The sequence below is a fragment of the Herbaspirillum huttiense genome, from assembly GCF_004367745.1.
Classification (GTDB): domain Bacteria; phylum Pseudomonadota; class Gammaproteobacteria; order Burkholderiales; family Burkholderiaceae_D; genus Herbaspirillum; species Herbaspirillum huttiense.
Window position 1 is genome coordinate 5,026,773 of the sequence record NZ_CP037993.1, and the last position, 13,143, is coordinate 5,039,915.

The window sequence follows — 13,143 nt, forward strand, 5'->3', positions numbered from 1 at the left end:
CGCCAGATTTACAGATTGCGTTTCTTGTGGGGCGCGCGGGCGAAGGCGATATCGTACAGCCAGTTCGGCAGCAGCCGCAGCAGCTTGGCCACCACCCCCATCTGCCACGGGATGACGCGATAGCTCACGCCCTCGGCGATGCTCTCGACGGCACGCTCGGCAAAGCGCTCCACCGGCATCAGGAAGGGCATGGGATAGGTATTCACGCGGGTCATCGGGGTATCGATGTAGCCCGGCGCAATGGTCACGACCTTGATGCCCGAAGAGCGCAGCTCCACCCGCAGCGATTCGCAGTAGCTGATGACGGCCGACTTGGAGGCGCTGTAGGCCCCCGCCCCCGGCAGGCCGCGAATGCCGGCCACGCTGCCGATGCCGACCAGGCGGCAGCGATTGCGCTGCGCGGGCGGCGCGGCCTTCATGCGGGCCACGAAGGGCGTGAAGGTGGCAAAGGTGGCCGTGACGTTGACGGCCAGGATGCGTTCGAAGGCCGGCAGGTCTTCCTGGTATTCGGTCAGCGTGCCTTGCGAGATGCCGGCGTTGGCAATGACCACGTCAGCCCCGCCGAATTCGGCCAGGAAGGCTTCGGCTGCGGCCGCCAGGGCCGTGTGGTCAGTCACGTCAAGGGCATAGACGCGATGCCGCTCCGGATGCGGCAGGCTGGCGCGCAGGGCTTCCAGCTCGGCCGTGCGGCGCGCGACCAGGCCGAGGATGGCACCACGGCGGGCGTAGGCTTGCGCCAGGGCCATGCCGATACCGCTGGAGGCGCCGGTCAGGAACACGCGTTCCTGGGCTGCAACGACGAGAGGGTTGGCCATGCCTGCTCCTGAGGTGAGATGAAGGTTTAGGTAATTTCTGCTGCCCAAATGACAACGGTCCGCGGCCTTGCGGACGCGGACCGTGTGGAACGGGTGAAGCTTATTTCTTTTTCGCGGGGGTGCTGCCAGCGGCCTTTTCAGCAGCCACCTTGGCCACCAGGTGATCCATCACCTGCAGGGCGGCGGCTTGCTGCATCGATTCCGGCTGGTTGGCCAGGGCCACGCCGACCACGGCCGGCGAGGTCACATAACGGCCATCAATGGCGATCATGGGCACGCCGTCGACCTTGTAGGCTTCCTGCAGCTGGGCCGCGCGGCGGGCCTTGGTCTGCACGCCGAAGGAATTGTACAGGTCGAGGAATTTCTGCTTGTCCAGGCCGATCTTCTCGATGTAGGCCAGGATGGTCTTGTCGGTGTTGATGCGCTGGTTTTCCACGTGGATGGCCTGGAAGATCTTGGGGGTCAGCTCATCGGCCTTGCCCATGGCTTCCAGCGTGTAGTAGAGCTTCTGCTGCGGCACGAAGCTGTCGCGGAAGGCCACCGGCACCTTCTTGAAGCTGATCTTGTCGCCCTGCTTCTTGACCCACGCCGTCAGCGACGGATCCCAGGCCGCGCAGTGCGGGCAGTCGAACCAGAAGAACTCGGTGACTTCGACCTTGTTGCCGGAGTCGGTCGGCTGGGCCTGCTCCAGCACACGGTAGTCGCTGCCCACTTGCGGATTGGCCGGCGAGGCCGAAGCGCCAACGCTGGCGGTGAAAGCCAGTACGCCGAAGCTGACCGCAGCCAGCAGCTTTTGATGGAAACGCATGGTATTACCCTCTCTGATGGATAGTCGGCGGAATCGGCCTGGGGCCGTTCCAAGCCCGTCGTGCCGGTCGGTGATCCCCTGCCGCCGGCATCCACGGTGCGATCTGTTTATTTGGGGATGCGCACGATGGCGGCATCGACCCCGTTATCGGACAGCTTGCTGCGCGTGCGGTTCATCGACTCCGCATGCTCGAAGGGACCGATGCGCACGCGGTAAAGCACGCCACTGTCTGCCGTGCGCTCGGTGACCTTGGCCTCGAAGCCCAGCAGGGCCAGCTTGGCGCGGGCACTTTCGGCATCGGCCTGGTCGCGGAAGGCACCGGTCTGCAGGAAGTAAGTCCACTTGTCGTCGTTGGTGTCGTTCTTCGCGGCCGGGGTCGCAGGCGTGGTGGCCGAGGGCTTGGCGTCAGCCGTCTTGCTGTCGGACTTGGACGGTGCCGGCGTGGCCGGGCTGGCCTGCGTTGTCGGCGCTACCGGCGGCACCGGCTGCGCAGCAGCGGTATTGGGCGGCACCGGCGTCTGCGACTGCTGCTGGTCGCGCGCTGCTTCGCGGGCGATGTCGCGGTTGCCGTAGAGCGGACGGTTGGGATCGGCCGCCTGGGCCGGTGTCGGGTCGGCGCGCTCGGGGCGCGTCACCTTGTTGACGAAGGGGATGGGCGACTTGGTGATCATCAGTGCCACACCCACGGCGATCCCAAGGCCGACGATCAAACCCAGGATCAGGCCGAGCAGCGTACCGCCGGCCTGCTTGTGATATTTCGCGTTCAACGGTTTCACGTTTCTCTTTAGCTGCTTGTTTTACATTCTGGCCGGAGCCGATACGCCCAACAATGCCAGGCCGTTGCGCAGCACCTGGCGGGTGGCGGACAACAGCGCCAGGCGTGCAGACCTGGTTGGGACATCGTCGACCAGCACGCGTTCCGCATTGTAGTAGCTATGCAGTTCGCCTGCCAGATCGCGCAGGTAGAAGGCCACCTGGTGCGGTCCCAGTTCCTGCAGGGCATGGGCCAGCATGTCCGGATACTCGGCCAGCTTGGCCAGCAGCGACGCTTCGCGCGGGGCGGTCAGCAGCGACAGGTCGGCCGTGGTCTTGAGCGCTTCTTCATCCACGCCCGACTTGCCCAGCACGGTGCAGATGCGGGCATGGGCGTACTGGACGTAGTAGACCGGATTTTCATCGGACTGCGCCAGCGCCAGGTCGACGTCGAAGACGAACTCGGTATCGGCCTTGCGCGAGATCAGGAAGAAGCGCACCGCATCGCGGCCGCGCGTGAGATCACGTTCCTGGCCCTCGACCGCTTCGCCGGCCGACCATTCGATCAGGTCGCGCAGGGTGACATAGGAACCGGCGCGCTTGGAGATCTTGACCTCTTCGCCATTGCGCATGACGGTGACCATCTTGTGCAGCACGTAGTCGGGATAGCCCTGCGGGATACCCACGCCGGCAGCCTGCAGGCCGGCGCGCACGCGGGCGATGGTGCCGTGGTGGTCGCTGCCCTGGATGTTGATGACCTTGCCGTAGCCACGTTGCCACTTGTTGATGTGATAGGCGACGTCGGGCACGAAGTAGGTGTAGGTGCCGTCGGTCTTTTTCATGACGCGATCCTTGTCGTCGCCATAGTCGGTGGTGCGCAGCCAGAGCGCGCCATCCTGCTCGTAGGTCTTGCCGGCGGCAATGAGCGCCTCCACGGCGGCGGCCACCTTGCCGTCGGCGTAGAGCGAGGACTCCAGGTAGTAATTGTCGAACTTCACGCCGAAGGCCTGCAGATCCAGATCCTGCTCGTGGCGCAGGTAGGCCACGGCGAAGCGGCGGATCGATTCCATGTCTTCCACATCGCCGCTGCCGGTGACGGGTTCGCCATCGCTGGCCGAGACGGTCTTCTTGTCGAGGAAGTCGCGGGCGATGTCGGCGATGTAGTCGCCGTTGTAGGCCGACTCGGGCCACTCGGCGTCACCCGGCTTGAAGCCGCGCGCACGCGCCTGCACCGAGGTGGCCAGCGTGGCGATCTGCACGCCGGCATCGTTGTAGTAGAACTCGCGCAGCACGTCATAGCCCTGGGCTTCCAGCAGCGAGGACAGCGCATCACCCAGCGCGCCTTGGCGGCCATGACCCACGTGCAGCGGACCGGTGGGGTTGGCCGAGACGAACTCGACCAGCACCTTCTTGCCAGCGCCCAGGCTGCCACGGCCGAAGGCCTCGCCCTGTTCGTGGATCACCTTGACCACCGCCTGCTTGGCGGCAGCCGCCACGCGCAGGTTGATGAAGCCGGGGCCGGCGATCTCGACCGACTCCACCAGGCCTTCACGCGCCGGGTCGGCCATGACGGCGGCCACGATGGCTTGCGCCAGTTCGCGCGGATTCTTCTTGAGCGGCTTGGCCAGCTGCATGGCGATGTTGCAGGCGATGTCGCCGTGCGAGGCATCGCGCGGACGCTCCAGGGTGATGGTCGGGGTCAGGCCGCTATCAGCCAGCAGCGGCTGCAAGGCGGACGAGAACAGGTCGGAGATGCGTTGTTTCTGTTGTGCGAGCATGGGAATGAGGGGTAAAGCGGAAGCGGCCGAGGCGCTGGTCTGGCAGGCTGCGCCGCGCGGAGGGATCGCTTGCAATTGGTTGAGCAGCCGAGATTATACCGGCTAGGCGCACCATGTAGGCTGCCCGAGCAAGCAGCTTGCACACGGGCAAGCTCTCTGTTCCATAAAGATGGCGCAATCACAACAAAGCGTGCAGCCGCGCTTGGACGCGCTTAGGTCAATTTTGCAACAAACTTCACCCGGCATTTCAGGATGCGCCGGGGGCCCGCCTGCTGCCGGGCTGCCTTCATATATCGACCGGATCGACCTCAAGCGACCAGCGCACCCGCGTCTTCAGTTGCCGCAACTCGGCCAGCCAGTGCTTGAGGAAGCCTTGCAGCGCCGGGCGTGAGGGACATTCAATGAGCAACTGCGCCCGCTCCACGTTGGCCACCCGCATCATGGTCATGGGAATCGGTTCGTTGATGGTGATGGCGGGGGCGTCTAATAAAGCGGCGGCCTCCTTCAGGAAAGCCATGGCCGTCTCCAGCTCGCGCGCCTCGGCGCGCAGCAGGGCCTGGTACATGAAGGGCGGGAAATGGGCCTGGCGGCGCTCGTCCAGCAGGTCGCCGGCAAAGCCGTCGTAGTCATGGCGCATCACGGCCTGGTACAGCGGGTGATGCGGATAGCGGGTCTGGATCAGCACCTCGCCCGAGCTGCCATCGGCGGACAGCCCGGCCCGTCCGGCGCGGCCGGCCACCTGCATCAACTGGGCAAAGAGCCGTTCACTGGCGCGGTAGTCGTGCGAGAACAGCGCCGTATCGGGATTGAGCACGCCCACCAGCGTGAGTTTTTTGAAGTCGTGTCCCTTGGCCACCATCTGGGTGCCGACCAGGATATCCACCTCGCCCCGGTGCACGCTGTCGAAGGCGCTCTGGGCCGAACCCTTCAGGCGGGTCGAATCGGCATCGATGCGCAACACGCGCGCGCCGGGGAAAATCGCTCCCAATCCCTCCTCCACCCGCTGGGTACCGCGCCCCAGCGGCTGCAGGTCGACGTTGCCGCAGGTCGGGCAGGCGCGCGGGATGGCCAGTTCCAGGCTGCAATGGTGGCAGCGCAGGCGGCGCTCGGGCCGGTGCACCACCATGAAGGCATCGCAGCGCATGCAGTTGCTGATCCAGCCGCAGGCATCGCAAGCCAGTACCGGCGCATAGCCGCGGCGGTTCAGGAACAGCAGAGACTGTTCGCCCTGCTCCAGGCGCTTGCGCACGGCGGCGATCAGGCCGGCGGTGAGGCCATCGACGGGCTTGTCGCGCTCCATGTCGATCACCTTGACGGTGGGCAGCACCGCCTGCTGGGCTGCGCGCTGGCGCAGCTCCAGGCGGCGATAACGGCCGGCCTGGGCGTGATGCCAGGTTTCCAGCGAGGGCGTGGCCGAGCCCAGCACCACGGGAATGCCGAGCTGGTGCGCCCGCCACACCGCGAGGTCGCGCGCGGAATAGCGCAGGCCTTCCTGCTGCTTGTAGGAGGGATCGTGTTCCTCGTCGATGACGATGAGCTTCAGGGATGGCAGCGAAGACAGGATCGCCAGCCGCGTGCCCAGCACGATGTGGGCCTGGCCCAGGTGCGCGGCCAGCCAGTTGCGGGCGCGCTCGCCCTCGGCCAGTCCGCTGTGCAGCGCCACCACGTTCAGGTGCGGGAAGCGTGCGCGGATGTTGCCTTCCAGTTGCGGGGTCAGGTTGATTTCGGGCACCAGCACCAGGATCTGCGCGGGGGCCGGCGCGGGCTGGCCAGGGTCGGCCGTCTGGGTCTGCTGTTCCTTGTTGCCCTGTGCCGCCTCATCGGCCGCACGGCGCAGGATGGCGGCGGCGGCTTGCAGGTAGACCTCGGTCTTGCCGCTGCCGGTGACGCCGTACAGCAGCAACGGCGCGAATCCCGTGGCACCGGCGATGGCGTCCACGGCCTGCTGCTGGGCCGGGTTCAGGGGCGGTGCCTCCCCCAGCTCAAGCGGATCGGGTGCAGCCTGCAGGCCGGGTTCTGCTGCTTCGGCGGTGATCGCTTCAGCCTCGGCGCGGGTCTTGCGGCGCGCCTTGGTCTTCTTGGGCGCGACCAGACGGCCCAGGGCCTTGAGCGCCTTGTCCAGCGCCACGGTGGTCAGGGCGCGCAGGTTCTTGGGCAGCCCCGGCAGCATCACCTCGCCCAGCGGGCGCTGGTAGTAGTCGGCCGCGAAGCCGCACAGCGCCAGCCAGTGCGCCGACATCGGCGGCAACTGGTGGCGCACGGCAATGACGTCCTTGATCTTGTCGGCCTGCAAGTCGGTCTGATCCGCATGGCCAACGACCACACCCACGGCTTCGCGGCGGCCGAACGGCACCACCACCAGCTGGCCGATGGCCGGCATGGGCTCCTCCGGCGTGGCCGGCTGCCAGCGGTAATCGAAGACGGTATGCAGGGGCGTATCGAGCGCCACCTGGAGCAGGCGTTGTTCCACGAACTTAAAGTCAATCCTGAAAAACCGGGCTAAGCCCCGGTTTCATCGTCATTTTTGGACCTATCCACATACGCTGTGGATAACTTTGGGGACAAGTGCCACTTGACATCGTCCCGCGCAGGCTGGCTGCGGCTTGCGATGCGTTGCCCAAATCGAGGGCAAAAAATTAAGCCAATGAAATCAATGACTTGCATCCGAGGCTTCAAGCACGAAAAATATTTTTGCATGGAAGCTTTGCGCATGGCGCTGGTGCTTCCTGTGTGCATAAGTCTGCACCAAGGGGCAATGTGCCCAGCGTTTGTCAAGTCCTGACCGACAGAATTTTGTCGGCTTTGGCCGGCAGGCCGTTATCTCACTGTCCTACAAACTTAAAGTAAACCTTCAAAGATTTCGATAAGCAGCGGTTTTGTAAACGCTTTTGGGTCTTATGCACAGCGTCTGTGGATAACTTTGTGGGCAACTGCCTATTGACAAGCTCGCAAGCCACGGCCAGTGCATGTTTCCGCAAAAATGCCTTTGCAAGCCAAAAGATTAAACCCAATAAAATCAATGGGTTACACAGGAGCCCTCTGCGCAATCCTTCATATTCAAATAAATTTGATTCTCAGTCAAAAATTCTGCCTGTATGTGCATAAGTCACTCGCCAGTGGCACGAATGTGCATATGGACTTGGCAAACTGCACAAATACGAAAAGATAACGACAGATACGCGCACGTTCAACCGCGCAGCGAGCGGCTGATCTCGTGCACGGCCTGCGCAAGGGTCGCCACCGCTTCCGGCGGGGTGTGCTGGGAGATGCCGTGGCCCAGGTTGAAGACATGCCCGCTACCGGCGCCCGGGCGTCCGAAGGACTCCAGCAGCTTGCGCACTTCGGCGCGGATGGCGTCGTCACCGGCAAAGAGCACGTTGGGGTCGAGGTTGCCCTGCAGGGCAACCTTGTCGCCCACACGGCGGCGGGCTTCGCCCAGGTTGACGGTCCAGTCCAGGCCCACGGCATCGGCGCCGATGGCGGCGATCTGCTCCAGCCACAGGCCACCGCCCTTGGTGAAGACGATCACCGGGATCTGCTGGCCATCCTGCTGGCGCTGCAGCTGGCTGACTACCTGCTGCATGTAGGCAAGCGAGAATTGCTGGTAGATGCCATCGGCCAGTGCGCCACCCCAGGTATCGAAGATCATCACGGCCTGCGCACCGGCGGCGATCTGCGCGTTCAGATAGGCGGCCACGGCATCGGCATTGGTCTTGAGGATGTGGTGCATCAGGTCCGGGCGGCGATAGAGCAGGCTCTTGACCAGGCGGAAATCATCCGAGCCGCCGCCTTCGACCATGTAGCAGGCCAGGGTCCAGGGGCTGCCGGAGAAGCCGATCAGGGGCACGCGGCCATCGAGCTCGCGGCGGATCTGGGTGACGGCCTTGAAAACGTAGTCCAGCTTGCCCAGGTCGGGGGCCTGCAGAGCTTGAATGGCAGCCTCGTCGCGCAAGGGGCGCTCGAACTTGGGACCTTCGCCATCGGCGAAATACAGGCCCAGGCCCATGGCGTCCGGCACGGTGAGGATGTCGGAGAAGAGAATGGCGGCGTCCAGCGGATAGCGTTCCAGCGGCTGCAGCGTGACTTCAGTGGCGTAGTCGGGATTGGTGGCCAGGCCCATGAAGGAACCGGCACGGGCGCGCGTGGCGCGGTATTCCGGCAGGTAGCGGCCGGCCTGGCGCATCAGCCACAGCGGCGTGTAGTCGGTGGGCTGGCGCAGCAGCGCACGCAGGAAAGTATCGTTTTTGAGCGGAGCGAAGGTGGACATGGAAGAAGAGAAGGACATGGTCGGCCTGCAATGCGGTCTGACGACAATCCGGCATTATCTCATCCTCCGCGCATGGCTTCCGGCTAATTGTCGCTATCAGCGTGCGCTGATATTGATGCAGGTCGTGGCGCGCGGTTTTGCTATGATCCGATGGCTGTCGCCAGCCGGTCCTTCCAATGAACAAGAAGCGGACCGAATTCAATGCCAACGTCCATGTCCATCATCATCCACGAGGAGCTTCCATGAAGTCCATCATCCGCACCGCCCTGCTCGCAGGCCTGGCCACCCTGTCGCTTTGCCTGACGCTGTCGGCGGCCCGTGCCGACGACGCCCTCCCTGCCTCACGCCTGGACCAGGTCATCAAGGCCGGCAAGCTGCGCATCTGCATGACCGGCGACTACAAGCCCTTCACCTACTATCGCCCCGACCAGACCTTCGAAGGCATGGACGTGGAACTCGGCCAGGCGCTGGCCAAGTCGCTGGGCGTGGAGGCGCAGTTCGTCAAGACCACCTGGAGCACCCTGATGAATGACTTCATCGCCCAGTGCGACGTGGCCATGGGCGGTGTCTCGATCACCCTCGATCGCGCCCGCCGGGCGGCCTTCTCCGAGCCGGTCATGGTGGATGGGAAAGCGCCCATCATCCGCTGTGCCGACAAGGACAAGTTCCGCAACTTCGACATGATCGACCAGCCCGGCACCCGCGCCATCGTCAACCCGGGCGGCACCAACGAGCGCTTTGCCAAGGCGCGCTACAAGAATGCGACCTTGCTCCAGCATCCGGACAACGTCACCATCTTCCAGCAGATCATCGATGGCAAGGCCGACGTCATGGTCACCGATGCCAGCGAGACCCTGTGGCAATCCAAGCTGCATCCGGAACTGTGCCCGGTGCAGCCTGACCAGCCGCTGCAGTTCGCCGAGAAGGCTTACCTGCTGCCGCGCGGCGATGTCGCCTTCAAGGCCTATGTCGATACCTGGTTGCACCTGGCCAAGGCTACCGGCGAATACCAGCGCATCTTCGACAAGTGGCTGAAGTGATCAAGTAAGCGCCGGTTGACTCGTGCCCGGCCTCAGTCGAACTTGAGATCCTTGAGTTCGGGCTTGGGGTCGGGGAAGCGCAGCTTGAGCTTCTGCAGCGTCTCCAGGACCACATTGGCCACCAGCAGGTTGCGGTGGGTCTTGGAGTCGGCCGGCACCACATACCAGGGCGCATGCAGGGTGCTGGTCTGGCGCAGCACCTCCTGGTAGCGCTGCTGGTAGGCATCCCAGAACTTGCGCTCGGCCAGGTCTTGCGGATCGAATTTCCAGTGCTTGTTGGGATCATCGATGCGCGATTGCAGGCGCGATTTCTGCTCGGCCTTGGAAATGTGCAGGAAGAATTTCAACACCACCGTTCCGGTTTCCCACAGCATGCGTTCGAAGTCGTTGATCTGGCGATAGCGGCGCTTGCACTCCTTGTCGTCGATCCAGTCGTGCACGCGGGTGATGAGCACATCCTCGTAGTGGCTGCGGTTGAAGACGGCAATCTCCCCCGCCACCGGTACCTGCGCATGCACGCGCCAGAGGTAGTCGTGCGCCAGTTCGATGGCCGTCGGCCCCTTGAAGTTGGCGATGCGGATGCCTTGCGGATTGACGGCCGCGAAGACGTCATTGACGGTGCCATCCTTGCCGCTGGTATCCATGCCCTGCAGGATCACCAGCACCTTGTGCTTGTGGCCAGCGTAGAGCATCTGCTGCTGCAGGCCGATCTCGGCTGCCAGGCGCTGCACGGTGGCGCGGTCGGTTTCCTTGTCGCCGCTGGAGAGCGGCTTGGTGGAGGCTTCACTTTCCTTCAGGACGAACTTGGGATGGACGATGAATTGCGGGCCGATTTTCTTTGCCATGCTGTCTCGCTTTTTTCGTTATAAATCATTTCCGGTTGGGACCGGTGACGTCTTACAACACGCCGTGGGATTGGCCCATGGCGTGTTCGATCTTGATGCACTTGTCCATGACTACCTTCAGCCCGGCGGCACGGGCGCGCGCCGCCGCTTCTTCGTGGACAATGTCGAGTTGCATCCAGACGCATTCGGCGCCGATCGCAATGGCCTCCTCCACCACCGGCGGGATGTCGGCCGACTTGCGGAAGCAATCGACGATGGAGATGCGCAAGCCGTCGCTGGCCAGGGCCGCGCTGGCGTCCTGCAGGCTGGCGTGGCAGTACTCACCGAGGATGGTCTGGCCAGCGTACATGGGATTGACGGCCACGATGCGATAGCCCGCGGACTGCATGTAGGCCGCGACGTCGAAACTGGCGCGCTCGGGGCGATTGGAGAGACCGACCACGGCAATGATGGGCTTGCCGTGCTGGCGCGGGCTGGCCGTGGAAGAGGATGCGGAAGATGCGGGTGCAGCTGGCGACATGAGGGCTCCTGTCCGGCTGGTTTGAAAGGGGCGAATGCTTTAAATGATCTGGCTGGAAGGAATTGGTTCTTTTCTTCACCATCCGGGCACTTTACCCGAGGATGGCAGTGGCCGCAGCGCCAGTGGACGCGGCATTGGGGAAGGTTTGATGCAGATTGTTTCAAAGTGCCAGAAACCGGCAGGCCTGGTCAGCCCGGCAATCACTGTGAGCCCGGGGAGCGGCCAAAGGAAGGCCGGTCCGAGCGCATCGAGCGCGCATGAAAAAAGGCAGCCGAAGCTGCCTTTTCACGTACTGAATTACTGCGGTAAACCTGTGCTGCTGTGCTGCCGGGCCGGGCGTGCTTCGCAAGGAAGAACGCCGCTGCCGATCAGCGCTTCTGACGCAACTTCTGGATCGCGGCCAGCTGTGCCACTGCGGCGGCCAGTTCGGCCTGGGCTGCGGCGTGGTCGATCTTGGAGTCACGGTTCACCAGCGCTTCCTCGGCCAGACGCTTGGCTTCGGCGGCCTTGGCTTCGTCCAGGTCGGCACCACGGATGGCGGTGTCGGCCAGCACGGTCACGGCGTCGGGCTGCACTTCCAGCAGACCGCCGGCCACGAACACGAATTCCTCGTGTGCCTGGCCCGCGACCTTGATACGGACAGCACCTGGCTTGATGCGCGTGATCAGCGGGGTGTGACGGGGATAGATACCCAGTTCACCCGCTTCGCCCGGCAACGCGACGAATTCTGCCTCGCCGGAGAAGATTTCCTCTTCCGCCGAGACCACGTCCACGTGAATAGTATGTGCCATGTCGTTTCCTAGTCGATGGACCGCTCCTGCGAACAGGAGCGGCGCCAATGAATCAATGTGTACTTACCTGCCGCCACCGGCCCGGGTTACGCACCCGCTGCCTGCGACGGCATGGCCAGTCTTAGTTGATCTTCTTGGCCTTTTCGATTGCTTCGTCGATGGTACCGACCATGTAGAACGCTTGTTCCGGCAGGTGGTCCAGTTCGCCGCTGGCGATCATCTTGAAGCCCTTGATCGTGTCCTTCAGCGAAACGTACTTGCCCGGGGAACCGGTGAACACTTCGGCGACGTGGAAGGGCTGCGACAGGAAACGTTGCATCTTGCGCGCACGGGCGACGATCAGCTTGTCTTCCGGTGCCAGTTCGTCCATGCCCAGAATCGCGATGATGTCGCGCAGTTCCTTGTAGCGCTGCAGGGTACCCTGAACCGCACGGGCGGTCTCGTAGTGTTCCTGGCCGACCACTTGCGGGTCCAGCTGGCGCGAGGTCGAGTCCAGCGGATCGACGGCGGGGTAGATACCCAGCGAGGCGATGTCACGCGACAGAACGACGGTCGAGTCCAAGTGGGCGAAGGTGGTTGCCGGCGACGGGTCGGTCAAGTCATCCGCAGGGACGTACACGGCCTGGATCGAGGTGATCGAGCCAGTCTTGGTCGAGGTGATACGCTCTTGCAGGCGGCCCATTTCTTCGGCCAGCGTCGGCTGGTAGCCCACGGCCGAAGGCATACGGCCCAGCAGCGCGGACACTTCGGTACCGGCCAGGGTGTAACGGTAGATGTTGTCGACGAAGAACAGCACGTCCTTGCCTTCATCACGGAAACCTTCCGCGATGGTCAGGCCGGTCAGCGCCACGCGGAGACGGTTGCCCGGCGGTTCGTTCATCTGGCCGTAGACCATGGCGACCTTGGAGTTGGTCGGGTTTTCCAGGTCCACCACCTTGGCTTCTGCCATTTCGTGGTAGAAGTCGTTACCTTCACGGGTACGCTCACCAACACCGGCGAACACGGACAGACCGCTGTGCGCCTTGGCGATGTTGTTGATCAGTTCCATCATGTTCACGGTCTTGCCCACACCGGCGCCACCGAACAGACCGACCTTGCCACCCTTGGCGAACGGGCAGACCAGGTCGATGACCTTGATGCCGGTTTCCAGCAGCTCTTGCGAGGGCGACAGTTCGTCGTACGCGGGAGCCTTGCGGTGGATCGAAGCGGTTTGCTCGTGCGAGACCGGACCGCATTCATCGATCGGGTTGCCCAGCACGTCCATGATGCGGCCCAGGGTCGCGGTACCGACGGGCACGGTGATCGGCTTGCCGGTGTTCGAGATGGTCAGGCCGCGGCGCAGACCGTCCGACGAACCGAGCGCAATGGTACGAACCACGCCGTCGCCCAGCTGCTGCTGGACTTCCAGGGTCAGATCCGAACCTTCCAATTTCAAGGCATCGTAAACCTTGGGCATCGCATCGCGCGGAAACTCCACGTCCACCACAGCGCCGATACACTGAACGATTTTGCCATCAGCCATTTTC

Annotated in this window: 11 protein-coding genes; 1 reads left to right on the forward strand and 10 read right to left on the reverse strand. The window is 63.6% G+C overall.

Features of this window, described 5'->3' with window-relative positions:
• Positions 1-8 precede the first annotated feature (8 nt).
• From E2K99_RS22460 to hemE, 6 genes are all read right to left on the reverse strand, one after another.
• A complete protein-coding gene (locus E2K99_RS22460; protein ID WP_134223616.1) occupies positions 9-815 on the reverse strand; it encodes an SDR family oxidoreductase in 807 nt (268 codons plus the stop codon).
• Positions 816-915: 100 nt separating this feature from the next.
• Positions 916-1,623, reverse strand: a complete 708-nt coding sequence (locus tag E2K99_RS22465; protein WP_121040732.1) for a thiol:disulfide interchange protein DsbA/DsbL — start codon at positions 1,621-1,623, stop codon at positions 916-918.
• Positions 1,624-1,730: 107 nt separating this feature from the next.
• The gene (locus tag E2K99_RS22470) at positions 1,731-2,399 is read right to left on the reverse strand and encodes an SPOR domain-containing protein (protein ID WP_134223617.1); all 669 of its coding nucleotides are present in this window, start codon (positions 2,397-2,399) and stop codon (positions 1,731-1,733) included.
• A 21-nt stretch (positions 2,400-2,420) separates the two neighbouring features.
• A complete protein-coding gene (gene argS, locus E2K99_RS22475; RefSeq protein ID WP_134137043.1) occupies positions 2,421-4,154 on the reverse strand; it encodes an arginine--tRNA ligase in 1,734 nt (577 codons plus the stop codon).
• Between the two features lie 286 nt (positions 4,155-4,440).
• A complete protein-coding gene (locus E2K99_RS22480) occupies positions 4,441-6,624 on the reverse strand; it encodes a primosomal protein N' (RefSeq protein ID WP_134223618.1) in 2,184 nt (727 codons plus the stop codon).
• A 717-nt stretch (positions 6,625-7,341) separates the two neighbouring features.
• Positions 7,342-8,439, reverse strand: a complete 1,098-nt coding sequence (gene hemE, locus E2K99_RS22485) for a uroporphyrinogen decarboxylase (protein WP_134223619.1) — start codon at positions 8,437-8,439, stop codon at positions 7,342-7,344.
• 224 nt (positions 8,440-8,663) lie between these two features.
• On the opposite strand from hemE, the gene E2K99_RS22490 reads away from it, so the two are divergent.
• Positions 8,664-9,461 carry a transporter substrate-binding domain-containing protein gene (locus E2K99_RS22490; RefSeq protein WP_134223620.1) on the forward strand — a complete coding sequence of 266 codons (798 nt, stop codon included), beginning with the start codon at positions 8,664-8,666 and terminating at the stop codon, positions 9,459-9,461.
• Between the two features lie 32 nt (positions 9,462-9,493).
• On the opposite strand, the gene E2K99_RS22495 is transcribed toward E2K99_RS22490, so the two are convergent.
• The 4 genes from E2K99_RS22495 to atpD all read right to left on the reverse strand — a co-directional run bounded on the left by E2K99_RS22495 (position 9,494) and on the right by atpD (position 13,139).
• A complete protein-coding gene (locus E2K99_RS22495) occupies positions 9,494-10,306 on the reverse strand; it encodes a polyphosphate kinase 2 family protein (protein WP_034330975.1) in 813 nt (270 codons plus the stop codon).
• Positions 10,307-10,358: 52 nt separating this feature from the next.
• Positions 10,359-10,826, reverse strand: coding sequence for a CoA-binding protein (locus E2K99_RS22500; protein ID WP_134223621.1), 468 nt, complete (start codon positions 10,824-10,826; stop codon positions 10,359-10,361).
• Positions 10,827-11,194: 368 nt separating this feature from the next.
• Complete coding sequence (locus E2K99_RS22505) at positions 11,195-11,617, reverse strand: F0F1 ATP synthase subunit epsilon (RefSeq protein ID WP_008332978.1); 423 nt, start codon at positions 11,615-11,617, stop codon at positions 11,195-11,197.
• A gap of 121 nt (positions 11,618-11,738) precedes the next feature.
• Complete coding sequence (atpD, locus tag E2K99_RS22510) at positions 11,739-13,139, reverse strand: F0F1 ATP synthase subunit beta (RefSeq protein ID WP_008332979.1); 1,401 nt, start codon at positions 13,137-13,139, stop codon at positions 11,739-11,741.
• Positions 13,140-13,143 lie beyond the last annotated feature (4 nt).

Coding starts and splice junctions, on each gene's coding strand:
- hemE (WP_134223619.1), bottom strand. CDS start 8,439: ATGTCCTTCTCTTCTTCCATGTCCACCTTCGCTCCGCTCAAAAACGAT.
- E2K99_RS22490 (WP_134223620.1), top strand. CDS start 8,664: ATGAAGTCCATCATCCGCACCGCCCTGCTCGCAGGCCTGGCCACCCTG.
- E2K99_RS22495 (WP_034330975.1), bottom strand. CDS start 10,306: ATGGCAAAGAAAATCGGCCCGCAATTCATCGTCCATCCCAAGTTCGTC.
- argS (WP_134137043.1), bottom strand. CDS start 4,154: ATGCTCGCACAACAGAAACAACGCATCTCCGACCTGTTCTCGTCCGCC.
- atpD (WP_008332979.1), bottom strand. CDS start 13,139: ATGGCTGATGGCAAAATCGTTCAGTGTATCGGCGCTGTGGTGGACGTG.
- E2K99_RS22460 (WP_134223616.1), bottom strand. CDS start 815: ATGGCCAACCCTCTCGTCGTTGCAGCCCAGGAACGCGTGTTCCTGACC.
- E2K99_RS22505 (WP_008332978.1), bottom strand. CDS start 11,617: ATGGCACATACTATTCACGTGGACGTGGTCTCGGCGGAAGAGGAAATC.
- E2K99_RS22500 (WP_134223621.1), bottom strand. CDS start 10,826: ATGTCGCCAGCTGCACCCGCATCTTCCGCATCCTCTTCCACGGCCAGC.
- E2K99_RS22465 (WP_121040732.1), bottom strand. CDS start 1,623: ATGCGTTTCCATCAAAAGCTGCTGGCTGCGGTCAGCTTCGGCGTACTG.